The 26,816-nt window shown below is 54.9% G+C and carries 25 protein-coding genes and 1 tRNA gene; 23 read left to right on the top strand and 3 right to left on the bottom strand.

All coding sequences use genetic code 11. The features are described 5' to 3' along the window. Positions 1-605 precede the first annotated feature (605 nt). The 21 genes from JTP09_RS05880 to JTP09_RS05780 all read left to right on the top strand — a co-directional run bounded on the left by JTP09_RS05880 (position 606) and on the right by JTP09_RS05780 (position 20,185). Positions 606-1,070, top strand: a complete 465-nt coding sequence (locus JTP09_RS05880) for a phosphotransferase (protein ID WP_204877538.1) — start codon at positions 606-608, stop codon at positions 1,068-1,070. A 120-nt stretch (positions 1,071-1,190) separates the two neighbouring features. Continuing rightward, on the top strand, positions 1,191-2,051 hold the full coding sequence (locus JTP09_RS05875; protein ID WP_204877507.1) for a DsbA family protein: 861 nt from the start codon (positions 1,191-1,193) through the stop codon (positions 2,049-2,051). Positions 2,052-2,159: 108 nt separating this feature from the next. After that, positions 2,160-3,176: a nucleoside hydrolase gene (locus tag JTP09_RS05870; RefSeq protein ID WP_239478839.1), complete on the top strand. Its 1,017-nt coding sequence runs from the start codon at positions 2,160-2,162 to the stop codon at positions 3,174-3,176. Positions 3,177-3,204: 28 nt separating this feature from the next. Further along, positions 3,205-3,990, top strand: coding sequence for a histidine kinase (locus JTP09_RS05865; protein WP_204877506.1), 786 nt, complete (start codon positions 3,205-3,207; stop codon positions 3,988-3,990). Beyond that, the gene (locus JTP09_RS05860) at positions 3,987-4,736 is read left to right on the top strand and encodes an energy-coupling factor transporter transmembrane component T (protein WP_204877505.1); all 750 of its coding nucleotides are present in this window, start codon (positions 3,987-3,989) and stop codon (positions 4,734-4,736) included. Before JTP09_RS05865 ends, JTP09_RS05860 begins: the two co-directional genes overlap by 4 nt. Continuing rightward, a complete protein-coding gene (locus JTP09_RS05855; protein WP_204877504.1) occupies positions 4,733-5,902 on the top strand; it encodes an ATP-binding cassette domain-containing protein in 1,170 nt (389 codons plus the stop codon). The genes JTP09_RS05860 and JTP09_RS05855 overlap by 4 nt, the downstream gene beginning before the upstream one ends. A 58-nt stretch (positions 5,903-5,960) precedes the next feature. Beyond that, positions 5,961-6,034: transfer RNA gene (locus JTP09_RS05850), tRNA-Thr, on the top strand. A gap of 115 nt (positions 6,035-6,149) precedes the next feature. Next, positions 6,150-8,315: an acyltransferase family protein gene (locus JTP09_RS05845; RefSeq protein WP_204877503.1), complete on the top strand. Its 2,166-nt coding sequence runs from the start codon at positions 6,150-6,152 to the stop codon at positions 8,313-8,315. A 117-nt stretch (positions 8,316-8,432) separates the two neighbouring features. Beyond that, positions 8,433-9,485 (top strand): ABC transporter substrate-binding protein, encoded by a 1,053-nt coding sequence (locus tag JTP09_RS05840; RefSeq protein WP_204877502.1) that lies wholly within the window; start codon positions 8,433-8,435, stop codon positions 9,483-9,485. 135 nt (positions 9,486-9,620) lie between these two features. Continuing rightward, on the top strand, positions 9,621-10,598 hold the full coding sequence (locus tag JTP09_RS05835; protein WP_204877501.1) for an iron ABC transporter permease: 978 nt from the start codon (positions 9,621-9,623) through the stop codon (positions 10,596-10,598). Between the two features lie 2 nt (positions 10,599-10,600). Continuing rightward, complete coding sequence (locus JTP09_RS05830) at positions 10,601-11,662, top strand: iron chelate uptake ABC transporter family permease subunit (protein ID WP_204877500.1); 1,062 nt, start codon at positions 10,601-10,603, stop codon at positions 11,660-11,662. A gap of 2 nt (positions 11,663-11,664) precedes the next feature. Beyond that, positions 11,665-12,483: an ABC transporter ATP-binding protein gene (locus JTP09_RS05825; RefSeq protein ID WP_204877499.1), complete on the top strand. Its 819-nt coding sequence runs from the start codon at positions 11,665-11,667 to the stop codon at positions 12,481-12,483. Beyond that, complete coding sequence (locus JTP09_RS05820; RefSeq protein WP_204877498.1) at positions 12,480-13,451, top strand: siderophore-interacting protein; 972 nt, start codon at positions 12,480-12,482, stop codon at positions 13,449-13,451. The genes JTP09_RS05825 and JTP09_RS05820 overlap by 4 nt, the downstream gene beginning before the upstream one ends. Positions 13,452-14,034: 583 nt before the next feature. After that, a complete protein-coding gene (gene rpmB / locus JTP09_RS05815) occupies positions 14,035-14,271 on the top strand; it encodes a 50S ribosomal protein L28 (RefSeq protein ID WP_204877497.1) in 237 nt (78 codons plus the stop codon). Positions 14,272-14,273: 2 nt separating this feature from the next. Continuing rightward, on the top strand, positions 14,274-14,444 hold the full coding sequence (rpmG, locus tag JTP09_RS05810; RefSeq protein WP_204877496.1) for a 50S ribosomal protein L33: 171 nt from the start codon (positions 14,274-14,276) through the stop codon (positions 14,442-14,444). A 3-nt stretch (positions 14,445-14,447) separates the two neighbouring features. Then, positions 14,448-14,753: a 30S ribosomal protein S14 gene (rpsN, locus tag JTP09_RS05805; protein ID WP_204877495.1), complete on the top strand. Its 306-nt coding sequence runs from the start codon at positions 14,448-14,450 to the stop codon at positions 14,751-14,753. Between the two features lie 69 nt (positions 14,754-14,822). Next, a complete protein-coding gene (locus JTP09_RS05800; RefSeq protein WP_204877494.1) occupies positions 14,823-15,107 on the top strand; it encodes an HU family DNA-binding protein in 285 nt (94 codons plus the stop codon). A gap of 267 nt (positions 15,108-15,374) precedes the next feature. Beyond that, positions 15,375-15,974: a copper resistance CopC family protein gene (locus tag JTP09_RS05795; protein WP_239478836.1), complete on the top strand. Its 600-nt coding sequence runs from the start codon at positions 15,375-15,377 to the stop codon at positions 15,972-15,974. Positions 15,975-16,009: 35 nt separating this feature from the next. After that, a complete protein-coding gene (locus tag JTP09_RS05790; RefSeq protein WP_204877493.1) occupies positions 16,010-16,654 on the top strand; it encodes a copper chaperone PCu(A)C in 645 nt (214 codons plus the stop codon). 96 nt (positions 16,655-16,750) lie between these two features. After that, positions 16,751-18,040, top strand: a complete 1,290-nt coding sequence (locus JTP09_RS05785; protein WP_370592515.1) for a Dyp-type peroxidase — start codon at positions 16,751-16,753, stop codon at positions 18,038-18,040. Positions 18,041-18,043: 3 nt separating this feature from the next. Further along, on the top strand, positions 18,044-20,185 hold the full coding sequence (locus tag JTP09_RS05780) for a cytochrome c oxidase assembly protein (RefSeq protein WP_239478834.1): 2,142 nt from the start codon (positions 18,044-18,046) through the stop codon (positions 20,183-20,185). On the opposite strand, the gene JTP09_RS05775 is transcribed toward JTP09_RS05780, so the two are convergent. Then, entirely contained in the window at positions 20,160-21,566 is a 1,407-nt protein-coding gene (locus tag JTP09_RS05775; RefSeq protein ID WP_204877492.1) for an amino acid permease, read from the bottom strand. The two genes, JTP09_RS05780 and JTP09_RS05775, sit on opposite strands and share 26 nt — an antisense overlap. Positions 21,567-21,791: 225 nt before the next feature. Between JTP09_RS05775 and JTP09_RS05770 the strand changes: the two genes are divergently transcribed. Both JTP09_RS05770 and JTP09_RS05765 read left to right on the top strand, forming a co-directional pair. Then, positions 21,792-23,741 carry an NHL domain-containing thioredoxin family protein gene (locus tag JTP09_RS05770; RefSeq protein WP_370592514.1) on the top strand — a complete coding sequence of 650 codons (1,950 nt, stop codon included), beginning with the start codon at positions 21,792-21,794 and terminating at the stop codon, positions 23,739-23,741. Positions 23,742-23,892: 151 nt separating this feature from the next. Next, the gene (locus tag JTP09_RS05765) at positions 23,893-24,594 is read left to right on the top strand and encodes a hypothetical protein (RefSeq protein ID WP_204877491.1); all 702 of its coding nucleotides are present in this window, start codon (positions 23,893-23,895) and stop codon (positions 24,592-24,594) included. Positions 24,595-24,700: 106 nt separating this feature from the next. Here the strand turns inward: JTP09_RS05765 and JTP09_RS05760 are convergent, their stop codons facing one another. Both JTP09_RS05760 and JTP09_RS05755 read right to left on the bottom strand, forming a co-directional pair. Then, a complete protein-coding gene (locus JTP09_RS05760; protein WP_204877490.1) occupies positions 24,701-25,300 on the bottom strand; it encodes a bifunctional 2-polyprenyl-6-hydroxyphenol methylase/3-demethylubiquinol 3-O-methyltransferase UbiG in 600 nt (199 codons plus the stop codon). Between the two features lie 29 nt (positions 25,301-25,329). Further along, positions 25,330-26,409 carry a MauE/DoxX family redox-associated membrane protein gene (locus JTP09_RS05755; protein ID WP_204877489.1) on the bottom strand — a complete coding sequence of 360 codons (1,080 nt, stop codon included), beginning with the start codon at positions 26,407-26,409 and terminating at the stop codon, positions 25,330-25,332. Positions 26,410-26,816 lie beyond the last annotated feature (407 nt).

Below are 26,816 nucleotides of genomic sequence, written 5' to 3'. Positions count from 1 at the left end.
TGGATAATTATGTTTCGTTGTTTGGGTGGTGGGGCTTTTCTTGTTTAAGGGTTTTTGGGTGTGTGGGTTTCTTTTTATGGGGCTTGAATAGTTAGGGGGTTGTTTGGTGTGAGCTTCCTATAGAGGTACAGAGGTGGGTAGCTCAGACGCTCAATAGTGAAATCACCTTAGCTGATTCGCAGGCACAAGGATTCAGTCTAGGCACAGCAGACAGGTTGCTACTTGCTAACGGGCAAAGAGCTTTTCTTAAAGCTGTATCAGTAGATAAACATCCTGCAACGGCGCAGTTGCACCGAAACGAAATTAGAATTACCAGTAAGTTTCCTTCGTCCTTACCTGTCTCACAGCTTATCGCATCCTATGACCAGGACGGGTGGGTTGCTTTATTGCTAGAAGACATTGAGGTGGGGAGAGCACCCTCATCAACCGTGGAATAATACCCATATTTGCGCCACTATGCGCTCTTTGGATATCATCGCCAATACTCCTTTGAAGGGGCTGGAGAATCTTGATCTTCTAGAGGTATCGATGGCTGATGAAATGCGTTGCTGGGAGAGAAATCTTGCTCAACCCTTGAGGTTCGAGAACTTTAATTATCTGGAGATATTCCTCACGTCCAAGGTCTCGCTTCACTATTTAGTCAGCTTAACTCAAAAGCCCAAGAATACGCAGAGAAAATCGACCGCGTCCTTGTGCCCAGTCTTGCAGGAGAGCAACTAGTACACACCGACTTACGTGCAGACAATCTTCTAATTAGTCCTGAAAATCAGGGCATACTTATTGACTGGCCGTGGGCGTGCAAAGGTGCCGCTTTCTTTGACGCTGCAAGCGTTATCGTTGATGTACTTGCAACCGGTGGAACCTACAAACCTGAGCGTATCGCCCAGTCTTCAGAAGTCCTCTCTTCAACATCATCAGAGCTCATAGACCTAGTAATTATCGCTTTTACCGGGTACTATCTTTACGCTGCGCAGCAACCTCCGCACGCAGATACTCACTCTTTCCTTCCGGCTTTTAGAGCGCAACGAGCTTGGCATCTCGCCTCCTGGGTTTTAGATAATGGAATCTAAACATAGAGTAGGAAGCAGTAAACTAAAAGTTTCTGGGGAAACTAAAAACCTAATGGCACTGACTGTATTTATGGGCTAGGCTTATACCGAAAGAATTGCCCGTAGAAAGAGAAACCACTCATGGCTTCACAAGATACCGCCGCCAAAGACGCACGTGCCGCAGCCCGCGCGGTGGCAGCCAAGCAGGCTCAGCGCAACAACAAAGCAAAAAACAATCGCCGCTGGTTGCAGCTTGCCGTGCTGGCGGTAGTAGCAGCAATCGTAACGATGATCGCAATCGTCGTGGTGAATGCCCGCAATAGCCAGATTGCTGATTCCAGTTCAATTCCCGAATCCTCAAATGATTACGGTGGAATTGTGCTCACTGCGGACGGCATCCAAAAAGGTGCAGCCACCATGGAAACCCGCTCTGTACATGACATCAAGAACTCAGATACCGGGTTGCCCATGGGCGTTGCTACTGCAAAAGAGGCGTCCGCTAATGGGGAGCCCGTACACGTTACTGTCTTCCAAGACTACAACTGCGTTCACTGTGCATCTTTCGAAAAAGAGAACAATGAACTGCTAAAGAACCTCATCAAAGACGGCAAAGTAACGGTGGAATACCGCAACGTAGCATTCCTCGACCGCTCATCACCCACCTCTTATTCCGCACGCACCGCCAACGCGGCGTACGCTGTTGCTAACCAGGTGAACGTAGATCAGTTCATGGACTATCAGGCTGAAATATTCAGCCACCAGGGTCAGGGCGGTCTCAACGACAACATTATCGAGGAGATTGCATCTAAGCACGGCGCAGATATCTCGGAGGCACTGGGTAATAATGAGTGGCGCCCACTGGTTAACGTTGTTACCACTGAAACAGCAGGTAACGGCGTCCAAGGAACCCCCACCGTGTACGCTGACGGTCAGACCTTCAACACCTCACCTGAAGATTTCGAAGCATGGATTAACGCCATTATCGAATCTAAGCAGGCATAAGTTAAGATTGAATCTGTAAGTAGGGGCAGCTACTTACTACAGTGAAATACCTGTAGTAGTAGCTGCCCTTTTACGTGCCCTCCTCGAATTCAAAGGAAACCCGTGCCTATGTCCCGTATGAAGCTCTTGATTGATTGCGACCCCGGCATTGATGACCTACTGGCGCTTACATACGCTGTGGCGCACCCGACGGTCGATATCGTTGGGATCATCGCATCGGGCGGTAACGTCACCACGGAGCAGGTTGCGCGTAACGTGCGGGGGATCTTGACGCTCACCGAGGCGTCCCATGTACCCTGGGAACTAGGAGCTGAAAACCCTCTCGCGCAGGTACTGACGACCACGCCAGAGACGCACGGCCCACAAGGTACCGGGTACGCGCACTTGCCAGATCAAGATACACATACCGGTAAGACTCACGGTGGGGGAGCGCACCTATGGGTAGAGACCGTCAACGCTCACCTGCATGAGGTGGACGCGGTGGTTCTAGGACCCAGCACCAACCTTGCCTTGGCACTTGAACTAGACCCGGAGCTTCCCCGTAAGCTGCGTTCCATACACATTATGGGCGGGGCTCTCAACCACCGAGGCAATACTATGCCCACTACAGAGTGGAACGTACACTCTGACCCTGAGGCTTTGCATCGGGTTCTAGATGCCTACTCGCGTCCTGGGCTGGAACACCACCCGGTTATCTGCCCACTGGATGCAACGGAAAGCATCGTGATGACTGCTGAGTACAGACAGCAGCTGGTACACGGAGACGCGGGTCAGGCTCCTACTGGCATCCTTGATGCCGCCAATGAGGCACTGCGTTTTTATATGGAGTTCCACGAAGGGGACGGACTGGGGTATATCGCCCATGTTCACGACCCCTTTGTGACCGCTTTGGCGGTGAACTCAGCGCTGGCTCGCTTAGGCGACACTACCGCGCTCAAGCTGGGGCAAGCGACCTCCACCACGATAGATGTGGAGCTTGACGGTACCCTCACCCGCGGCCAGACCATCGCGGACTGGCTGGGGCGCTGGGAACGCCAACCAAACGCGCAGGTACTTACCGGCACGCGTCCACCCGAATTTTTTGACCACTTCATCTCAACTGTGCGCGCAGCCTTTGCCGCATAGCCAAGCAACACACGGAAAAATCACAGAAATGACATCAACCTCTGGGCAGAGGCACGCAGCTACTGCGCGCCTCGGTAATACTCACAGCACCCTCGACAACGTTCTCGTCGTTATCGGCACCCTTCTCATGGCTGCAACCTACCTGTGGACTCTTTTCTCATACAGAGGTCAGCAGGAAGCATCATCAGGAACCGTCGTCTTGCCTCTGGTCGCGGGCTACATGATCGGTGCTATCTTGCTGGTGATTGGTAATCTCAAGCGCATTCCGCTAACCATCATTGCTCTTATCCCTTTTGCTGCCGCCATCAATATTGTGCTGGGGCAAATCGTGGGCCTCTCACCCATTCCCCTGTACATGGATACCGTTGCAACCGTTTTGATTGGTTACCTCGCAGGTCCTGCGGCTGGTGCAACCACAGGTGCGGTCACTAACCTTGCGTGGGGTCTGACCATTAACCCCACCACCATTCCTTTTGCAGCCGGTGCTGCCCTGATCGGTTTACTAGCTGGCTATCTCGGACGCGCGGGCGTATTTAGCAGCTGGTGGCGCACCCTCATGAGCGGCGTCCTAGTGGGCATCATCGCGGGCTTTGTTGGCGCCCCTGTAGCTGCCTACGTATACGGTGGTGGCATGGGTGTTGGCACCGGTTCGCTGGTTGCAACCTTGCAGGCAACGGGGCAGTCACTCTTTGCAGCAACCACCCTGCAAGCTGTTCTTTCTGACGCCATCGATAAGGGCGTAGTGTTCCTCATTGTCTTCCTTCTGGGGCTGGGCATTCCCCAGCGCGTAAAGGCTCGTTTCTCTCGCGCATGAACCTAACCAATGGTATAAATCCCAAGACGTGGATTGTTGCAGGGCTGGCAGCGACTCCGCTAGCCCTGCTACCCCTACCTTTATCGCTACGAACAGTTTTACTGGTGGTACTGGTGACCCCGCTACTGGCTACCGGGCACGGGTCAAAACTTCTGCGTTATGTTCTGTGGGGTGTAGGCCCGGTTGCCCTCACCGCCTTTATTATTCAAACAGTTAGCTACCCCGGTGCGGGCACCATCTACGCCCAGTGGGTGCCGGCACCCTGGATACGCTTCGCAATCAGCGCTGAAGGCATCGCATACGGTGCCCAATTTGCCCTGCAAATCCTCAATTTCGCCGCTGCCATTGCCCTAATCTCCCTACCCAACAGCGTGGGTGCTTTACGATGGGCACTGACCAGCTGGAAGCTCCCGGCACGGTTGGTCTATATTCTCGTCACCTCACTCAATGCCCCGGCACTGCTGGGACGCTACATCCGCATTATCCGCGAAGGGCAGATTCGTCGCGGGCTCGATGACTCGACCCTGCTCAAAAGAATTTCCCTCGGAATCAAAAGTTTGGGAACACTGGTGAACCTCATGCTTCTTGAACACGAAGATCGTGCCCACTCAATTGCCCAACGCGGCCTTGATAATAAAACGGCGCGCACCAGCTACCTGGTCTTTGCCGACACTCGCGCTCAGCAGTATCTGCGCGCGGTACTGGTGGGCGCGTCCGCTCTAATCTGCGCGGCGGTGGTGCTATGAAACGTATACTGCTACGCGGGGATAACAACGCTCAACACGTTCAAGAATTCTTAGAACACCATCCCCACGCCCTACGCGCTGGGGAATCACCCGCTGCGAATATCAGCGGAGCGGCAGAAACTGTTGCCGAAGAATTAGCTTTTGGCTTGGAGAACCGCGGGGTTGCCCGCGAAGATATGCAAGTTCGGGTTCTTACCGCAGCACGTACTTTGGGCATTGAAGATGTATTAGAACGTAACCCCCTGCAGCTCTCTGGCGGCCAAACCCAGCGAGTAGCCATCGCCGCCCTACTGGCACTGGGGGATGCACCCCTGCTGCTGGAACACCCCCTGCAGGGATTGGACGCGAATGGTCGCCAACAGGTACTGAGTGCTTTCCCGACCTACCCCCACGACATCATGTGGAGCACACCCACCCGCTGCGGCGCGGACGAGCTAGAAACTGCCACCGAGGTGATTGATACCGGATCCCCCGTGAAAACCGTAGAGACTCCCACTGTACCCTGGCAGATTGAACCAGCCACGCTGAAAGCAAACCTAGACCTCTACCACCCCCGTTCAGGGCAAAGTAAACGGTTGTCCCCGCACCAACAGCTACTCACGAAAATTAGCCTCACCACGAGCGATGGGGAGGTTCTCGTAGTACGCGGTGAAAACGGCAGCGGCAAAACCACCCTTCTACGTACCCTAGCGGGTCTACTCCCCACCTATGGTGGGCAGGTCACTGTCGCTGGGCAGGAAGTGGCTGCGCTGCGTCCGCCCGAACGTGTACAGCGTGTTAGCTTGGCATCGCAGCACCCCCGCTACCAAATACTCACCACCAGTGTTGCTGACGAGGTGCGGGCAGGACGCGCAGCTGACCCCTCCTACACACACGCCCTGTGTGAAGCGGCAGGGCTCGGTGAAGAACTGGGCGCCAACCCCTATGACCTAACCCTCTCGCAACAACAGATGCTCGCGACCATCTGCGCTCTAACGCCTCAGCCCTCAGTGCTGCTACTTGATGAACCCAGTGCCTCCCTCAATGCCTATGACACCGAGCGGCTACTGGCACTGATCGGAGAATTCACCGCCCACGGTGGCAACGTCATCTGCGCCAGCCATGACGAAGAATTTATCGCAGCCATCGCCACCCGGCAGATAATACTTTCCACTACAATATCGTGATGCGTGCAATAGTGCATGAGAGCCTAAAATTCTGTAGTATTGTGAGGGCGCAAAGCTCGCCTCCTTAGCTCAGCTGGCCAGAGCACCTGTCTTGTAAACAGGGGGTCACCGGTTCGAATCCGGTAGGGGGCTCTTTCACGGTGGAAATCCTGGTTCCCGTTTCGCACGAGAAACGAGAATCGGGGTTTTTCGCTTTTAGGGGTCTTTGCGACTCACACGAGGTACAGTGAAAGCACACAGGAAACACATGGCATCTTCAGCACAAACGTCTCGAAGTAAGAAACCCCTCGGCACCTATATTGAAACTCGCGGGTTCCGCCCCGAAATTCAAGGTCTGCGCGCCCTCGCGGTTCTACTCGTAGTCATGTATCACGTCTGGTTCGGTAAAGTATCAGGCGGTGTTGATGTCTTCTTGTTGGTATCAGCTTTCTTGCTCTCGCTGTCTTCCCTACGCAAAATCAATGAGCACAAGCCCCTACAACTCGTAAAGTATTGGGCGCATGTCTTCCAGCGCCTGATGCCAGCTGCCAGTGTTGCCATCATTCTGACACTGATAGCGTCCTTGCTCATTTTGCCTTTCTCGCGCCACATGGGTCTGGTAGAAGACGCTAAAGCTTCTTTGCTCTACTACCAAAACTGGCACCTAGCCTTCAACGCTGTTGACTATTACCAGCAAGACGCCACCCGCAAAACCCCTTTCCAGCACTTCTGGTCGCTATCAATGCAGGGGCAGATTTTCATCCTCTGGCCCATCCTCTTTGCCAGCGTGGCGCTCATGGTACGTAAGCTACGGTTCAACCTGATGGGCTCAACCGCGCTGGTGTTCGGCACAGTATTCGTCGCCTCTCTGACCTGGTCGGTTATCTCCACGAATACCCAGCAGACTTTTGCCTACTTTGATACCCGCGCTCGCCTGTGGGAGTTCGCCGCAGGAACGCTGATCGCCATGGCGACCATGCTGTGGAAAGCCCCCAAAGCCCTGCGCATTATCATGGGCTGGGTCGGTGTTATTGGGCTGGTCTCAGCCGGCATGATTTTGCCGGTTGAAACGGGCTTTCCTGGGTACATGGCACTGTGGCCTATTCTCTCGGCGGCACTGGTCATGCTTGCCGGTAATACCGGCTCTAAAGCTGGTGTCGATAGCCTATTATCTTCCAAGCCTCTTCTATGGATTGGTGAATCAGCTTACGGTCTCTACCTCGTGCACTGGCCCTTGCTGATTCTCTACACAGCGGTAGCCAACAAAACTCAAGCTGGATGGCTAGACGGTCTCATTATTATTCTGATCTCTGTTGCTCTGGCATGGTGTCTGCACCGATTCATCGAACAGCCACTGCGAGGCGGCAAAGACTCTAAAGCGCGTACTGCCCCCCCTAGCACTCGTCGTGCAAAATTTGAGAAGTACCGCACCAACAATCCCTGGGCGCGCCCTATCTCAACAGTGCTTGCCTGCCTGGCTGCTGTGGGCGGCACTGTCACCGCATCAGCTTACGCAGTGCAGGAACGGGCAGACGCACGTAGCGAATACGAAGCTATGGCGGGGTCTGATATGTTCCCCGGTGCCCTCAATACTGACCCCAATGCAATCTACCGCGAAGAACCGATTCCCTACACTGTGGACCAGCAGCGTATTGCCTTGCAGGGTAGCTGTAGCTCGATCTACCCGGGGTTTGCCCCCAATCCTTTGCTGGAGAACTCCGATGGCGAGCGTGACTGCTGGGCAGCTATGTACGGTGGTGATGTTGATGCGCCGCTGACCGTGATGGTGGGAGATTCGCATGCCCACCACGCCCTGCCCATGGTGAGTGAATTTGCTGAGAACCAGGGGAGCAACCTCATCGTGATGCTGCGCCCCGGTTGTCGTTTCACCATCCCCGCAGAGAGTTTCTCGGTGGCAGGACCAGAGAACACCCCCAGCTGTAAAGAATTCAACGCTGAAGCGCTCAAAACTATTGCAGGGCTTCGCCCTGACAACGTGGTGGCCGTGTCTACCCGTAGCAGCAGCGCATCTGGTGATGAGCAGTTCGTGCGCGGTTTGGATAATGTCGCTCGCCAGGTAACCGCAGCCGGAGGCAACTTCATTGCTCTGCGCGATAACCCCCGTTTCGTGCAGAACATGTTCACATGCTACGAAGAAAACATGCTGAATTACAGTGGCTGTGGTGAGCCTCTGGAAAATAAGCTGGCTCCCACCAACGCAGCAATCGCGGGTCTTAGCGGTCTGCCGAACATCTACCACGTTGATCTCACGGACTCATATTGCCCTGACGGTTTCTGCCCCGCCGTGGTTGGTAACGTGGTTGTTTACATGGACGATAATCATGTCTCTAAGCAGTTCGCCTACACCACCGCCCCCATCTTCAGGCAGCAACTGCTCGATCAGGGATGGAGCATTAGGGAATCCCTCAATTGAATTAGGTCATAAAAAACTTGGTAAAATGAAGAACTCAGGGTAGTCTAATAGGTAAGTAAGGTTTGCCTTAATTTTAATACAGTACACTTCTGTGCGTTTTTGAGGAGTTTTCTACCCATGGTCACCATCTCACGCAACACCTTTTTGAAGGCCGCTGCTGCAACCGTCGCATCAACCCTGTTTGCAGGATGCTCAACAGGATCTACCGGCGGAGCGCCTTCTTCAGCGGAAAAAACTGAGGGTGGTAGCTACACCATCAAGCATGCCTACGGTGAGACAACATTCGATGCAGTGCCCCAGAAAATCGCCATTGTTCAGAACTGGCAGAACCCCGACGCGGTACTAGCCCTCGGCGTAGTGCCTGTAGGTGCCCCTTTAGTGACCTGGGGTAACAATGAGAACAACTCCACCCCCTGGTTCGACGCTAAACTTGCTGAACTCGGTGGAGAAGAACCCACCCGCTACGATGAGACCGACGGCCCGAACTACACCGAACTTGCCAAGCTCGCCCCCGACGCAATCTTCACTCCCTACGGCGATATGAGCCAGGAAATCTACAACAAGCTCTCAGCTATTGCCCCCGTTGTGCCCGCACCTGAAGGCGTAGGACCATGGGCGGCATCATGGCAGCAGACCGTAGAAATGGCTGGCAAAATGCTGCGTAAAGAAAATGAAGCCGCAAAACTCATTGAAGACACCGAAAAAGCTCTTATCCAAAAAGCAGCCGAGTACGAGAACTTCAAGGGCGCAACCTTTATCGCTGGCGCTTTTGACCTCGAACAGAACACTTTCGGTGCCTATACCTCAATAGACGCGCGTCCGCGTTTCTTCAGTCTCATGGGCATGGAGTTAGCTCCTTACATCAAAGAAAATGAGGGTTCTGCTGACAGCTTCTTTGTCAATGTCTCAGCTGAGGTCATGGATCAGGTTGAGGCGGATGTTGTCTGGGCGTGGGTGAATACTGAAGACGAGATCGAGAAGGTTAAGAGCAACGATTTGTTTGCACAGATGCCCGCAATCAAGAACGACGCAGTGGTCTTTGAAGCCGATAAGACCTTCGGTCTTGCCCTTTCTGCAACCTCACCGCTGTCACTGATGTGGGCAGTGAACGAGACCGACGTGCTGGATCGTATGTCGAAGGCTATCAAAAACACTCGCAACGCTTCCTAACACTGCACAGTTTTATAAGGCTCACTGCCCCCTGAGAGATCAGGGTGAGGCGGTGGGCCTTTTCTAAGGGTATGTATGAGAACGAAAACTAGACCGCACTTGAGGAGAATAGCGTTTGTCGCCCCAGGGTACCCGGTGCTGAGTTTGTGCGCTGCGGTTTTATGTGTAGGGACGCTGGCTGCCTCCATGCTGCTGGGTACTCGAGTGCTGGATGCCGGGGTATTTCTTAGCTACTTGCAAGGACAACCTGTAACAGAGATTGAAAGCGCAATTATTGACCAACGTCTGGTGCGTACCTGTTGGGCCGCTACCATTGGTGCTGCCCTCGCACTTTCCGGGGCAGGTATGCAGGGCGTTACCCGCAACCCCCTGGGTGACCCCGGTATTTTGGGAGTAAATTCGGGGGCGGCCTTTGCCGTTGTCTTTGGCATCGTGTTCTTAGGTATTCAGTCAGCCACAGCTTTTGCCCTGCTTGCCTTCGTGGGCGCGGCGGTAACCTCGGTAGTGGTCTACGCGCTGGCATCGATCGGACGCGACGGGGCAACCCCCGTAAAACTCGCCCTGATGGGCGCGGCAATTTCAGCAGGTCTGGGGTCTTTCACCGCGGCTCTTATTCTGCGGTTCAGCGATGTCCTGGATTCTTTGCGTAAGTGGCAGCTGGGCACAGTTGCCGGTGCTTCAATGGAAGAATACATCCCCGGCGTGTTCCTTGTGATTGCTGGATCCCTGGTACTGCTGCTCAACGCCGCCACTATCAATAGCTTTGCTCTGGGCGATGACATGGCAGCTTCGCTGGGTGAAAACGTTGCCCTTAAACGCTTCATCATCTTTATCGGCATCACCTTACTGTGTGGCACCGCGACATCGATGGCAGGACCCATCGCCTTTATCGGTCTTATGGCTCCCCACGCTGTGCGCTCGCTGGTGGGCCCGGACTACCGCAAAATTATTCCCCTCTCTGCCGTGCTGGGTGCCAGCCTGCTGATCCTGGCTGACACAGTAGGCAGAATCATCCTACCGCCTGAAGAAGTGCCGGTGGGCGTCACCATGGTAGTAATCGGTGTTCCCGTTTTTCTCTACCTGATCCGCTTTCACAAGACAGTTGATCTGTAAACATGGCATCACTGATTAAAGAACCAGCCTCGTCAGTTATACCCGCAGCACGAGTACGCGATATTCGCAGGCGAGCAGGCAGACGTCCTGCTCGTGTCATTGCCGCCCTAGTAGCACTACTCACCGCGGTATTCTTCGCTCGGGTGCTCCTGGGGGATTACACCGTAACACCGGGGGACTTTCTCACCATCGTGCAAGGTGGAACCCTTGAAAACGCCCGCGGTGCCCGGTTTATCGTTATGGAAGAGAAGCTACCCAGGGCAGTCTTGGGGCTGTTAGTGGGGCTAGCATTCGGTGCAGCCGGTGCGACTTTTCAGCTACTGCTGCGAAACCCCCTCGCCTCACCGGATATCATCGGCATCAGCACTGGCGCCTCGCTGGGTGCTGTGCTTGGTATCGTCTTTTGGGCGGCGAGCGGCCTGACCCTCTCACTTTTCGCTATCGGTTTCTCACTTCTGGTGGCAGTCGGCGTCATGGGTTTGGCGGCAGGACGCACAAATGTGGGCAACCGATTCATTCTCATGGGCATCGGCGTTTCAGCTCTTGCAGGTGCCATCATCAACTACCTGCTGGCGCGTATGAGTCTACAAAGTGCGTCCTCAGCTACTTTGTGGATGACCGGTTCGCTCTCAGTAGCTAACTGGAACCGTATTGGCATCGTTGCCGCCGCCCTAGCACTGATTGTGCCCGTCGTTTTTGCCCTGCACACCCGTCTGCATGCGGTGGCGGTGGGGGAAGACCTCGCCCACAGCTTGGGGCTGAACGTTGCCCGTACCCGCTGGACTTTCATCGTCTTAGGCGTACTGTTGGCAGCAGTAGCAACCGCAGCCAGCGGCCCCATAGCCTTCGTTGCATTTGTTTCCGGCCCAATTGCGCGCAGACTCATTGGTGGCAGGCACTCTCTGCTCGCCTCAGCCCTTACGGGAGCGATCATCGTAATCGCGGCTGATGCGATAGCCACCGACTATATTCCCTCTGGTCCCTTACCGGTGGGAATCCTCACCGGTGCATTAGGCGCACCGGCACTGATCTGGCTACTGGTTCAAGCGCAGAAAGAAACATAACCATGAAACAGGCAATACCTCGCCACCTTCTCATTAACCGGGTGAACCTAGGCTACGGTGCCAAAACCATTGTTCAAGACCTCAGCTTAGAAATTCCTACCGGCAAAATAACAGCCATCATCGGCTCCAACGGCTGTGGAAAATCAACCCTGCTGCGCGGCATCTCCCGCCTGCTCAAACCAGAATCTGGTGACATCACTCTTGATGGCATCAATATTCACAGCTTCCCCAGCAAAGAATTTGCTCGTCAAGTCGGTCTACTGCCGCAGGCACCGATTACACCAGACGGCATCACAGTGGCAGATCTTGTGGGGCGCGGACGCTACCCTTACCAGGGGCTTTTTGCACGCCACAGCGCCGAAGACGATGCGGCTGTGGCCTGGGCATTAGAGGCAACCCACACCATAGAACTTGCTGAACGCTCCGTTACCTCCCTCTCAGGCGGTCAGCGTCAGCGTGTATGGATTGCGATGGCGCTCGCCCAAGAAACAGATATTTTATTACTCGATGAGCCCACCACCTACCTCGACCTCGCCCACCAGGTGGAACTTCTTGACCTGTTGGCTGATCTCAACGAACAGCGGGGCACCACCATGGTGATGGTGCTACACGAACTCAACCTCGCCGCGCGGGTAGCTCACCACCTGGTTGCTATGCGCGATGGAAGAATCGAAAGTCAGGGAACCCCGGCTGAGGTGCTTACCGCAGAGAACTTGCACACTATCTTCGGGCTCAAAGCCTCGGTATCCGACCCTGTGGGCACAGGCGCAACCGTTATTGTTCCGGACGCGCGAGTTCCCAACGAAAGGCGCACCCTATGAGCAGCAACCGCAGAGTCTATACAACGGGTACAACCCAGTTCGCTCTGTTTACCGCCACTGTGACGAGGGTGCAGCGTCTCTCAGAGCACTTCGTCAGAATCACCCTTGCCGATGAATTCCTTGATGATTACTCTGCTTTTCAGTATCACGGCAATAACGCGACCCTCGATGGATACATCAAACTGCTGATACCGCCACCGGGGCAGAGTGAGCCGGTAGTTATCGGTCTGAACGATTCATGGCGCGAAGAATGGCTGTCTGCGCCCGAGCATGAACGCGGGTGGATGCGCACCTACACTGTTCGCGCTGCCAGATGGGGTATCGACCAGCACAAGAACATACCTGAGATAGACATTGATTTCGTGCTACACCAAGATGAGGCAGGTAGTATGGGACCGGGTTCTGCCTGGGCAACGAACACACAGGTGGGCGATCGCATCTCTTTCTTGGGTCCCTGCAAACCCGCCAGCCTGTGGGCTAGCTGGAACCTGCAAGACGCTACGCGCGTCCTGATATGTGCCGATGAAACCGCTGCCCCCGCTGCCTTCTCGATTATTAGGGAGCTACCGCCCCAGGTAGCACTTGATGCGTTGATTGAAGTGCCAGCGGGCGAGGGAGAGCTACCCCAGGAACTCGCTGACTGCCCTGTGCTAAACCAGGGGCGAGAGAATCTCACCTTACACTGGATGCCGCGTGCTCAGCACGGTGAGCGAGGCCAGCTCCTTGAGAAAACCCTACGGGCGATCTTAGGCGTAAACGGTGCGTCAGTTGCTGATGAGGATGCTCCCGCAGTGGATGAACCTTACCTTTGGCAGGTTGCCGAGGGTGGTAGTGACACCTACATCTTTATCGCCGGTGAGGCTGGAGTGGTGCGTAATTTGCGGCGCATTTGTGTGAACGAGGCTGGCATTGATAAAAAGAGCATCTCTTTTATGGGGTATTGGAGGGCAGGACGAGCTGAGAGCTAGCGGGTGAGTCAGCAGTGTCTGGATCTTAAAATCAAGGGGAACAGAGGCAGAGATTAGCCATCAACTGACTTTAAGCCGTTAAAGTCACATCTTAAATTGCAAGTATGTAATTTACTGATGGTAAGAGCCGCAAAACACCCCGCTTTTGCTCGTAAAAACCCCGGTTTGACTTGCAGAAATGCCCTGTTTCACCTAGAATTATCTAGTGCCTTTAAACAGGTTGTTCCCCCTTAAATACGCGCATAACAGTTGCCCTGACCCGTAATAAACCGCGGAAAGTCAAGGATTTTAAGACTGTTGCGCTTGCATCGAGGGCGTGACTTACCTAGTATTTAAGGCTGTTCGTAGTGGTGGCAACACCTCTCGACCACTAAACAAAGCTTCACCGTTTTTCCCGCGGCCAGGCCCCAATCCGGACTCTCACCCGGGTTGCGAGGTTCTCAACACTCTAGCCTTGGAGAATAACCCGGTGCTCTACCTTGGTGGCGGGACGCCTTCACTGTTCTTCTGTAACCGGCCGCTTACCGGTTGAGAAAGAGCACACTGCGCACCGTCATTTCGTCAACATTTGGAGGAGACTACTATGGCAGCTGTCTGCCAGGTGACCGGAGCTGTTCCCGGCTTTGGACACAGCATCTCGCACTCACACCGTCGCAACAAGCGTCGTTTTGATCCGAACATTCAGAAGAAGAAGTACTACGTACCCTCACTTCGTCGCAATGTAACCCTCAACCTGTCAGCTAAAGGCATCAAGGTTATTGATGCTCGCGGCATTGACGCAGTTGTAGCTGAAATTATCGCTCGCGGGGAGAAGATTTAACTATGGCATCAAAGGGCAAGGACGTACGTCCGATCATCAAGCTCAAGTCCACTGCGGGCACCGGTTACACTTACGTTACCCGTAAGAACCGCCGCAACAACCCCGATCGTATGGTTCTTAAGAAGTACGATCCCGTAGTGCGTCAGCACGTTGACTTCCGAGAGGAGCGCTAAACAATGGCTAAGAAGTCAAAGATCGCTCGCAATGAGCAGCGCAAGGTCATCGTTGCTCGCTACGCTGAAAAGCGCGAAGCACTGAAAAAGACCCTCGTAGACGAAAATGCTACCCCCGAAGAGCGCGAAGCAGCACGCCTCGGCCTGCAGAAGCTTCCCCGCAACGCTTCACCGGTACGTGTTCGCAACCGTGACCAGATTGATGGTCGCCCCCGCGGTACTTTCCAGAAGTTCGGCATCTCACGTGTGCGTTTCCGTGAAATGGCACACCGTGGCGAACTCCCCGGTATCACCAAGTCAAGCTGGTAAATTGTGTGGTGAGGTTCTCATAAACCAAGTGAACCTCACTTCATGTACTTAGTCTCAGGAGGGACATCAATGGCTAAGAACCGCAGCGAACTCGTCGCAGAGGTAGCAGAAAAGGCTGGCACCAGCCAGGCAGCAGTAAACAGTGTGCTCGACGCACTGTTCCAGGTTTTCGAGTCTTCAGTTGCTCAGGGCGAAAAGATCACCATTCCCGGTTGGATGGCAATCGAGCGCACTGACCGTGCAGCACGCACCGGCCGCAACCCCCAGACCGGCGAAACCATTCAGATTCCTGCAGGTCACGGCGTAAAGCTCACCGCAGGTTCAAAGCTGAAGGCTGCTGTTTCAAAGAAGTAAATTCTTCAAGAAACACTCTAGGTCTCATTGAGGGATTCCCCTCACACTAAGGTCGCTTCATACTTCTAGTATGAAGCGACCTTTTGTATACCTATCAAACTTTTTCTTTTATCAGAGGACGCGCTGTACGGGTGTTTTTAGAGCTTCCGCCAGAGACGAGAACGAAGCAGGGTTCTCTCACCTGTTTATCAGGAAGAGCTACTACAATGAGGAGCACCTGGGCAGCCGCCCCCTCATCGATACTTACCAAAGGATTTGAAGAGATTAATGAAGTCTGTACTTACCATGACCCCCACAATCTCGCGAAGTGTATTAGCAACAGTGGGTATTGCCGCGGCGGTATGCGCTGGGGCGCTGACACCGGCGTACGCACACGATGAACTCATTTCATCAAACCCTGAAAACGGTGCTGAGCTTGAGACTGCCCCCGATGCCTTGGAACTCACCTACAGCGGCGAAATCATGGATATCGGTAACCAGGTGCGGGTGACTAACTCTGTAGGCGACAGCGTAGCTGAAGGAGAGCCTACGGTTAACGGTAAGCAGGTTACACAGAACCTTAATCTTGGGGATGCCGCTGCCGACGAAACCTACACTGTCACCTGGCGTGTAGTGTCATCTGACGGTCATCCCATTCAGGGCACCTACGAATTTGTGGTGGGGGAGGGCGCATCCGACACGGCAGCTGCCCCAGCAGAGGCTTTCGTCTCTGATGCCCCTAAAGAAAGCGCGTCCGCAGATGCCACTACTGATAATGTTTCGACTGCCACCGGTTTGAATACAACCAATATAGTAATCATGACGCTCGCTGCTCTAGCCACTATTGGTATGGTGGGCGTAGTCGTGGCGAAGAATCGCAAGAACTAATACGTGTTGATAGAACTCATCGAAAGAAGACGACCGTGAACTATCGCCCCCTGGCAGCTATTGTTGCTTTTAGCTTTCTTGCTCTGACCGGTTGTAGCGCATCTGATACGGAGGCAATATCAAAGACAACTACGGACGCAGCTAGTAGCACCGCTGTTTCAGCAGAAGCACCCCTGGAGCTGGCTGATGGTTGGGCCAAAGCGGCTGATAAAGGTATGACCGCTGCTTTTGGTACCTTAACGAACACCAGCGAGGAAACTGTTACTATCACCGGTGCTGCGAGTGCGGCTACCGATACGGTGCAGTTGCACGTGACTGAGATTGATCCCACCACCGGCACTTCTACTATGAAGGAAGCTCCTGAAGGCTTCACCATTGAACCGGGGGAGTCTTTCACTATGGAACCCGGTGGATCTCACATCATGTTTATGGATCTTGGATGCTCACTACCCACCGGGTCCACCCTTGACGTAGCCATTGAAACCCCGGAGTCATCAAAGAACTTTACTTTTGCGGTGCGTGACTACCAAGGTGCCCAAGAGGAGTACGCACCCGGTGATGAACACTCTGCTGCTGCCATGGAGCATACGGCCCACGGAGCACATTCCGCAGACGATGAGCACGAGGGGCACGACCACGCAGATCACGCGGCGGTAGAGCTGCCCATCTGCGCCCAGTAAAAGACTGAAATCGCCACCGGCTGTACCTTGCTGAGATGATGTGTAGCTGGTTGCCTCAGTCAGAGTAAAGATTCACGAGAAGAGTTAAGTTAAGCTGTGGCTGAGCAAACCCCCGATTCACTCACTTCTTCAATTACATCACGTTCCACCACACGTCGGGCGGTTGTTGGCGTTGGGCTAGGTGCCGTAGCTCTTGCCACAGCGGCTTGCTCTACTTCTGCGGGGCAGCAAGAAGAGAAACAGTCTCAGAGCGAGGTGACCCCGCTGATGGACGCGCGGGTTGCCTTCTACGGTAAACGCCAAGCGGGAATTGATACTCCTGCCCAGGCTCATGCTGTTTTCATCGCTCTGGATTTATATGAGGGCACCAATACCCAGGCGCTGATTCGGCTGATGAGGGTTCTCACCGCTGACGCCACTAAGCTGTGCGCCGGGGAACCCTCGCTTGTCGACCAAGAACCCGAGCTTGCCGCCGTTGCCGCCAACCTTACCGTGACTTTCGGCTTTGGCGAGAAAATCTTTGACATAGCTGCCCCAGCAGCTAAACCGCAGTGGCTTAAACCTCTACCGGCTTTTGATGAAATCGACCGTCTAGAAGACGCCTGGAATGACGGGGATCTACTTCTACAACTGTGCGCTAACGACCGCATGACCCTCGCACACGCCCAGCGCACCCTACTCAAAGGCGCGCGTCCTTTTGTCACGGTGCGGTGGGTGCAAGATGGTTTTCTGCGCGCCCACGGTAGTGAAAAACCCGGTGAGACCCCGCGCAATCTTTTTGGGCAGGTTGATGGTACCGTGAACCCCCGACAAGAAGACGGCACGATTGACCGGTACGTGTGGGGAGAAAATGTTGAGGGACTCACCCCTTGGGTACCCGGTGGAACTTCTCTGGTAATCCGCCGTATTCATATGAATCTAGACACCTGGGACCTCTCAGATAGGCCAGCTCGTGAAGACGCTGTGGGACGCAAACTCTCTAACGGTGCGCCCCTGACCGGTGAACATGAGCACGATAAGGCAGACCTCGAGGCGGTCAATGAATTAGGCTTTGAGGTTATTGCCCCCTACGCCCACATCAGGCGTGCCGCACCAGAAAAGGATATCGAACGCATCCTCCGCAGACCCTACAACTATGACCTGCCCGTGGCAGCTGCCTCGGGAATCTCCCAGCACGGTGATACCGCAGGCGGAATCTCCCAATCGGGTCTGATTTTCTGCTCCTACCAGGTGGATCCGCTGGCTCAGTTTGTACCTATTCAGCGCAGACTTGCCACACTAGATATGCTTAACACTTGGACGGTACCCATCGGATCGGCAGTTTTTGCTCTTCCACCGGGATGCGCCCCAGGGCAGTATATTGGGCAACAATTCTTTGAAGGTTAAAACATGAAACAGCTAAGCGGTACAGTGCGCGGAATCGCCCCTCACTGGATCTGGGTTTTCCCCGCTGTAGCGCTGATGCTCATGGTCGCCTCATTTATACTCACCGGTGCCAACGCCGGTACTGAACTGGCGGACGCTGGACCTACGGTACGCTGGCTGCTGCCTGTGGTTGAGGTGTTCCAGAATACTGCTCTAGCGACCCTCATTGGATCCCTTTTGTTCGCGATAGGTATTGTGCCGCGTTTTACCGATGACACGGTGGGCAAAGCTCACTACAACATGGCGCATACCTACACCAAAGACCAGCGCATAGCCAACCTTAAGCGTGAGCAGTACCCGGCTTTCAGCGCCATCATGAACCTAGCGTCCGCGTCCTCAGTGGTGTGGGCGTTGACCTCCATTGCACAGCTGGTGCTCGCCTACGCCGAAATTTCCGGGCGCGCGGTGAACACCTCAGAAACCTATACCGAAGAACTTGCCAGCTACATCACTACTATTACCGCGGGCCAAGCCCAGGCGTTTACGGTGGGTGTTGCCCTGGTAGTTTCGAGCCTCACTTTTGCGGTGCGTTCCCTCACTAGCCTGCTACTTACGCTGGCACTTTCTTTGCTGGGTATCGTCACTTTGGCGCTGACCGGTCACTCCTCTGGCGGTGACGACCACATGGGCGCGGTGAACTCCCTGGGGCTGCACGTTTTGGGTATGAGTCTGTGGACGGGCGGACTCATCACACTCGCCTATATTTCCCGTACGATTTCGCGGGCGGACGCAGGTACTGGCACCGTTGCTGGTCGTCGCGATTCTACCCTGGCATCGCGCAGGGTCTCGATGGTTGTTGCTGTGCTCAAACGCTACTCAACAGTTGCGCTCTTTAGCTTTGTGCTTTTGCTGGCCTCGGGCGTTATCAACGCCAGCCTACGCATGAATTCTTGGGCTGATCTCACCAGCAATTACGGAATGCAAGTAGTTCTGAAACTGGCACTCACCGTGATGCTGGGGGCTATCGGTGTGGCACACCGGGTACGCCTGATTCCCGCGATGGAAAGCGGCAAGACTAGCGGTATTCGCGGGCTGTGGCAGGCGATTATCGCCGAGCTGATTATTATGGGTGCAGCGAGCGGTCTGGCGGTGGCGCTTTCGCGTACTGCGCCTCCCAAGAGCGATGAGTTGCCGGTGGATGCAACCCCGGTGCGTATTATTACCAACTACGAAATGCCGCCGGAACCCCACGTGATTGAATGGTTTACCCAGTGGCGTTTGGACTGGTTCTGGGTAGCTATCATCGCTTTTCTTGCCTTTGTCTACGTGTGGGCATACACGCGGGTGCGAGCCCTCGGCGGCAAACGTAGCCCACTGCGTCTTGCTTCATGGTTGGTAGGGCTGACCCTGCTTTTCTACGCGACATCCGGCGGTTTAGCGGTGTACTCGCAGGTGCTCTTCTCTGCTCACATGGTTGAGCACATGTCACTGACCATGATTGTGCCGACTTTCTTAGTGCTGGGCGCCCCCGTCACCCTGTTGCTTACTGCCCTGCAACCACGTCAGGATGGCACCCGCGGCCCTCGCGAATGGATTTTACGTCTGGTACACTCCACCTGGTCAAAAGTCATCACCAACCCGCTCTTTGCTGGCTTTAACTTTGCCGGTTCGCTGGTGCTCATGTACTTCACCCCCATGTTCGGCATCTCGATGCGATACCACGTGGGGCACGAGTTCATGCTGGTTCACTTTCTGCTCACCGGCTACCTTTTCGTGCTGGTGCTTATCGGTATTGATCCCATTCCGTACCGCCCCATCTACCCTTTCCGCCTCTTACTTCTGATCGCAACCCTGGGCTATCACGCCTTTATAGGCATCGCGATTATGCATGGCAACAGCCTGCTGCTTGCTTCGTGGTTTGGTAATCTGGGACGCCCCTGGGGTGGCTCGGCCCTTGAAGATCAGCAACTGGGCGGAGCTATTATGTGGGGCATGGGTGAAATTCCCACCATGCTCGTAGCGGTGATTGTGGCGATTCAGTGGGCATCATCTGACACTAAACTCACCAAGCGCCTAGACCGTCAGGCTGACCGTGATAACGATGCCGAGCTCAAAGCCTACAACGCCATGTTTGAAGAGCTCAACGACGCTGACGCGCGCCGGTAGACCCTACCACCGGCGGGGTGGGTTTGTTACGCACCAAGCCCACCGTTACCACCATCAGTGCTACTGCCGATGAGAGTAGAACCTCCTGACGGTGCGCCTGCGTTGCACCCATAAAGACCAGCAGAGCGCCCAAGGCAACAACCAGTAGCCAGTTGATCCAAGGGTAAAACTTTACCGTCAGCACATCGGTGCGTTGGGTAACATCAACCCCCTGCGCCAGGAGCACCCGGCGGCTACGCAGGTGCGTGACCGTGATAATCAGCCACACAAAAATACCCGTAGCACCGGTTGTATTCACCAAAAATGAAAACACCTGCTGCGGCATCAGGTAGTTCAGCAGACTCACCACAAAACCGGCAGCACCGGTGACCAGTACCGCCACCCACGGCGCGCCGGTACTAGAAATACGGGTGAAGGTGGGCGGCGCGTCCTGCCCCTGCCCCATTGCAAATACTATGCGCGAAGAAGAGTAAATAGAGGCGTTTAGACAAGAGAGTAGGGCGGTCAGTACCACCACGTTGAGCACCACTGACGCATAGGGGATATGCAGGCGCTCCAGCAAGGTGACGAAAGGCGAGACACCGGCAATCACCGAGGACGCAGGTATCACCGTGACTACAATCGCCACAGCTCCCACGTAAAACAGTAGGATGCGGAACACCACCGAATTTACTGCCTTCACCACAGCTTCGCGCGGGTTTGTCGATTCACCGGCTGCAATAGTGGCAATCTCGGCGCCGAACATCGAGAAGATGACGGCAAGCAGGGCTGTGAAAATACCTGCGGCACCGTTGGGCGCAAAATCATTGGTCAGATTGTCTAAGGACGCGCCCGAGCCGGAAAAGCCACCGGCTAAGGCAATCAGCCCTACCACCATGACGGCTGCAATGGCGGCAATTTTAATGGAAGAGAACCAGAACTCTGCCTCGCCGTAGGAGCGCACCGTCAGTAGGTTGATGCCGGTGAAAACAACCATGAACCCGAGGGCTGTCAGCCACTGGGGGAGCGCGGGCAGCCAGCTATTGATAATCACCGCGGCGGCGGTCGCCTCAATGGCGGCTGTTACCGCCCAGAACCACCAGTAGAGCCAGCCCACCGAGAACCCTGCCCAGCGCCCAATGTAGGTGCGGGCGTAGACCGCAAAAGAACCGGTATCAGGGGAGAGAGATGATAGCTCGCCCAGCATTCGCATGACGGCAAAGAGCACCGTGCCCGCTAGCAGATAGGTGATGATTACGGCGGGCCCTGCAACGGCAATAGCTGTACCCGAACCCACCAAAAGACCTGCGCCAATAGCGCCGCCCATTGCAATCATTGCTAGGTGGCGCGGCGCTAAGACCTTGCGCAGCTCTTTGACAGGTTCACCACTCAACGTGTCCACCGACCTTCACCCACTAAAACCCCCTCGCGCCCAAGACAGCGCGACATTCCTACGAAATATTACGGGTACATGTCACGTTGATTCTAATTAGCTACCCGAACAGCAACAAACAGGCAGCAACCGCGCTAACTTGTTAGGCTAAAACGCAATACTTTTGCGCGCCCGCTCATTCGAGCTGCGACGCCAGCCGAGACCTTTACACCACCTAGCTTCTAAGGAACAACAGTGTCGAATACACACTCAGCCGAGAACATCCGACAAACAACGCGCGTTCGCGCCTCAGAACTAGTGGGCCGCAACTGGCTCAACACCGGCGGCAAACAGCTCTCACTCGAAAGCCTGCGCGGCAAAATCGTTATTCTGGATTTCTGGACCTTCTGCTGCATGAACTGCCTGCATGTGCTTGATGAGCTGCGTCCTCTAGAAGAAGAATTTTCTGATGTGCTTGTGACCGTTGGCGTACACTCACCCAAGTTTGAACACGAAGCAGACCCGGACGCGCTCGCTGCCGCCGTTGACCGCTACGACATCACCCACCCCGTTCTGGACGACCCTAACTTAGAGACCTGGCAGGCTTACACCGCCCGCGCTTGGCCGACCCTGGTGGTTCTTGACCCCGAAGGGTACATTGTTGCCCACCTTTCCGGTGAAGGGCATGTGCAGGGGCTGATATCGCTGGTTCGCGAACTGGTTGAAGAACACGATGCCAAGGGCACCCTACATCGAGGCGATGGTCCCTACGTGCCGCGTCCCAAGCCTGAAGGCACCTTCGCTTTCCCCGGTAAAGCACTAGAACTGCCTGCTGAGTTTGGGGACGGGCAAAAAACTTTCGTGGTCACTGATACGGCTCGTCACCGTCTGGTGCAGGTCGCTGAAGACCTTACCAGCCCCCTGCGTACCATCGGCGGTACTACCAAGGGCTACACTGACGGAGATGCTGAGAGCGCCCGCTTCAACGAACCCCAGGGTGTTGCCCTCGTGCCCGAAAACCTGCGCGAGCAGCTGGGCTACGATCTGGTGGTTGCTGACTCTGTTAACCATCGTCTGCGCGGGGTCAATCTTTCTACCGGTGAGGTAACTACCCTTGCCGGCAGCGGTGTGCAGCGCCTAATTGATGCTGAGAGCGCCCGCTTGGGGGACTCTAATTTTATTGTTGAGGGTGCTGACCCGCTGACCGTATCGCTCTCTTCTCCCTGGGATTTGGTGTGGTCACGCGAAGCAGATGCCTTCATCGTGGCAATGGCAGGTACCCACCAGCTCTTTAGTTTTGATCCGCGCAACGGCCAGGTGCGCGTCTTTGCCGGTACCGGCGCTGAAGGTCTCAAAGACGGTGTTGCCGATGAGTCTTGGTTCGCTCAAACCTCAGGTTTGGCTGAAGCTACCGACGGTTCGCTGTGGGCAGCAGATTCAGAAACCTCAGCGCTGCGTCGTATTAGTTTTACGGACGGGGCGGTGCAGGTCGAATCAGCTGTGGGCATTGGTCTCTTTGACTTTGGTTTTGTGGACGGACAGCGGGCTGACGCGCGTATGCAGCACTGCCTGGGCGTCACCCAGTTGCCTGACGGGTCTCTTGCGGTGGCAGATACCTACAACGGCGCTATTCGTCGTTTTGACCCGGCAACTGGCGAACTGGGAACTGTAGCTCGGGGTCTTGCAGAGCCGTCCGACGTTCTGGTGGAGACCCTTGAGGACGGTAGCTCCCGCTTGATTGTGGTTGAGGCTAACGCTCATGAGTTGACTCGTGTGGCGATCCCTGAGAAGATGCAGCAGGTTGATGAGGGCGCCTCGCAGGTGACCCGCCCCTCCACCTGCTTGACCGGCGGCATCTTGAACTTTGAATCCCGCTTTACCGCCCCTAAGGGGCAGAAGCTCGATACCCGCTGGGGCGACCCTACCCAGTTGAAGATTTCTTCTACCCCGGAGAACTTCATTCTTAAGGGCGCTGGAACGTCACAGGGACTAACCCGTGCCTTGGTGCTTAACCCCGAAATTACTGAGGCAGTTTTGCATATTACCGCCCGCGCTGCTGCCTGCGATGGCGAACCCGGTGGTGAGATTCCCGATCACGCCGCCTGTCACCTCTACCAGCAGGATTGGGGAATCCCCGTGGTGGTCACCGGCAATCCAGAAGACGAACAGGATCTGATTCTGGATTTGCGCGGAGTCAACGCATAAACCTTCTAATACATGAACGCTGCCCCTTAGCCTATGCCAGGGGCAGCGTTCATTCATTGTGTTCTCAACGTGAGCCGTCTATCACCTAAGGTTCCCACCACCGGGCACTGATAAATACGTTTGAACCTGCTTGAACGGCTACTATGAACCTATGGCAGAACACGCACATCAGGTACCCGATAAGTACGGCGAAGTGGTCGCAATTTACCACCCGCGCATTAACTCTTACTTTCGCAGAATCATGGCAGCTTTGCCCGCTCTGCTGCTCTCTGTAGGCATTCTCGGCTTTCTAGCCTACAAGCGTCCGGTACTACCCTTTGCGGTAGTGCTGGTGCTTATTCTGCTAGTTGCCTTTTTTGTCATTTATTCTTTCTTGAAGCCCACTATTATTGTGCGTACCGAAACTCATGTAATGTGCGGACGCATGATCGGCTGGCAGGCTGTGCCACTTGCCGATATCGCGCACACAGTGTTTGTGGAGCACCTGGCACCTAAGAAAACCATCGCCCAAGAAGAAGCAGGCAAGAAAATAGTTGCCAAGGGCGCCCCCGCTCTGTGGGCGGTGAACGAGAAGAAAAAGCGTCTGATGCGCGTTGACGGCAGAATCTGGGACGCCAAAACGATGCGTAAAATTGCTTCTGAGATTGCCCCGCAAACCACCGTGTTCTCGCGTATTAACGTGGTTGCCTTTTCTCAGCAATGGCCGGGGCTGGTGACTTTCAACGAGTTGCACCCTGGCTGGCGTAGTGCCGCGGTGGCTATCACCACTGCCCTTGTGCTGGGGCTGATCGCTTTTGGTTTCTTAGCTCCCGATGATTTGTTGCGTCAGTACAATCTGCTGCCGGGTAACTAAAGAACCCAAGGTTCACCCCTAGAGATCTGGCTTTATAGAACTTTATACAGTCAGGACGCCCGAACATGTTTGTTCGGGCGTCCTGCTTTGTCTCACACGGGTGGGATTACCGCCCCAGCACAGCTACCAAGAAGGTACTGCTTTCGCTCAAGGGATGCAGCTCCCAGGTAGAGAACTTCTGCTGAACTGTCAAACCAGCTGCCTCAGCATCGGCGAAAAACTCGTCAAAGCTGTAGCCACGGCCAGCACCAAAACCGATAACGGCGCGTCCGCCCTCAGCCAGTGCCGCCGCGAAATTCTCCAACACCAACCGCCGGGTAGACGGCGCCAAAAAGGTCACCACATTACCGGCGCACACAATCGCATCGAAGGAAGCATCAGTATCAAGCACCTCCGGCAACAGGGCCAAATCGCCCTGATAGAAATCAACCTCACCATTGAGCTGCCGAGAAGCCTCGATCAAAGCCGCATCAACATCAACACCGACCACCGTATGACCTGCCCGCTGCAAATAATCAGCCAACCGACCAGCGCCAGAACCAGCGTCAAGAATACGCGCACCGCGAGAAACCATCGCATCAATCACGCGGGCCTCACCCCAAATATCCTGCCCCTGAGCTCGCATTGTCTCAAAACGCTGAATATACCACTGCGAATGAGAGGGGCTCTGCTCAATTTTTTCTTGCCACAGAGATTTTTCAACCATGATGCACTTACTTTCTTCGGAGGAGGGGGTTAGGCGTCGAACTCGGCAAGTAGGTCGTCCATGAACTTGATGACGGCTTTCTTGCCCCAGACCGGGCCGCCTGCCATGAGACCGTCGGCGCCCATAGCTATTGCCATGGGGGTTCCGTCACCGAAATTAGCTTGGGCGTTGCCGTCGTTATCAATAAGGATGCGTACACTTTCGGGTACTTCAAGACGCTGTGCGGCCTCCTCATTACGCACCACCGGGTGAACACCCACCAGTGACCCCAACTTTTCTTGCCAGCGTTCAAACTCGGGGATGATACCGAGGCAGGAACCGCATCCGGGGGAGACCCAAATGAGCACGCGAGCCTGCGTTGCAGCTAACTGACGTAGGGTGTGAACCTGCCCGTTGCGTTCTGCAATGTTGCCAAAGGGAATGGGCAGACGAACGTAATCTTTTTCTACTGATTCTTCGGCGAATTGGCTGTCAGTGTAGGGATTAGCGGACGCGGGTACCTCCTGCACTCTGCCTTGGTGAGCGGTAGCTGCCGCAGAGCTGGCAACTGACACAGACTCTGCGGGTGCTGCCACCGGGGCGATAGTCTCTGAACGGTAGATGAACCACAGGGTTGCTGATGCTAGAGCGGCACCGGCGAGCCAGAACCACTGTTCCAAGGTGAGGTCGAGCAGCATCATAAGCGGTGCGCGTCCATCAGCGAAAGCACCTGCAACAACCACCACGGCGGCGAGGACTAGTGCGGTGTTGCGAGCCAGCGTCCACCGAGAAATAGGTGCGCTAGAGGCGGTGCCGAAACAGTTGCAGCTTGCGGTGTTGCCGCTCATGACGGCGCGCGCAATAACCACCCAGTAGAAGGCAAAGAGCAACAGAGCGCAAAAGGTCGCAATAACTTGTAGGATTCCGGGGGCAAAAAGTAATACGACCGCTAGGGCGATTTCTGCCCAGGGGAGAATCTTCGCCGCTGTTTTGACGTGCACCGGCAGCCACTTATCAATCTTGAGGTTGAAGATAGCTGTGGCAGTTGAGGTGTAATCCTTCACCTTGGCAGCGCCGCTCACCGCCAGCGTTACCACCAGAATGAGAGAGAAGAGAAGTAGGGACTCCACGAAGAAACCTAACGCTAAAAGAGGATATAGATGTAATTACTTATCAGTTTAGTCCCCTACACAAGGTGGGAGGTCACGTCCGTCGTCATTGGAAAGGTCTTTGGACGCAGCCGCGAACTAAGCAATGTGGTCTGCTTCGTTAGCGCTCACAGGGACTATTCATACAGAGAGCCTGAGCGCAATGTTTTACGTTCTCGCTCGCTGAGGAATCCTTGTGTTCAGCCCAGCTAGGTAGTCTTCTTGCCGTGCTCCTTAGCTAATGCTCAGCCTGAATAAGCGTCCGCAGTATCGAAATTGTCTAAATTTATGGCGTTTTTTATCGCAGAATGACAGAAATTCCGACAACTTCGGTGGGATGTGCAGGTACTGAATAACCCCTAGTGTACCTATAAGACGGCAAAGAAAAA

This window comes from Rothia sp. ZJ1223 (assembly GCF_016900985.1).
Taxonomy (GTDB): Bacteria; Actinomycetota; Actinomycetes; order Actinomycetales; family Micrococcaceae; genus Rothia.
The sequence above is the reverse complement of the archived record's forward strand: the minus strand, read 5'-3'. Positions and strand labels throughout refer to the sequence as shown.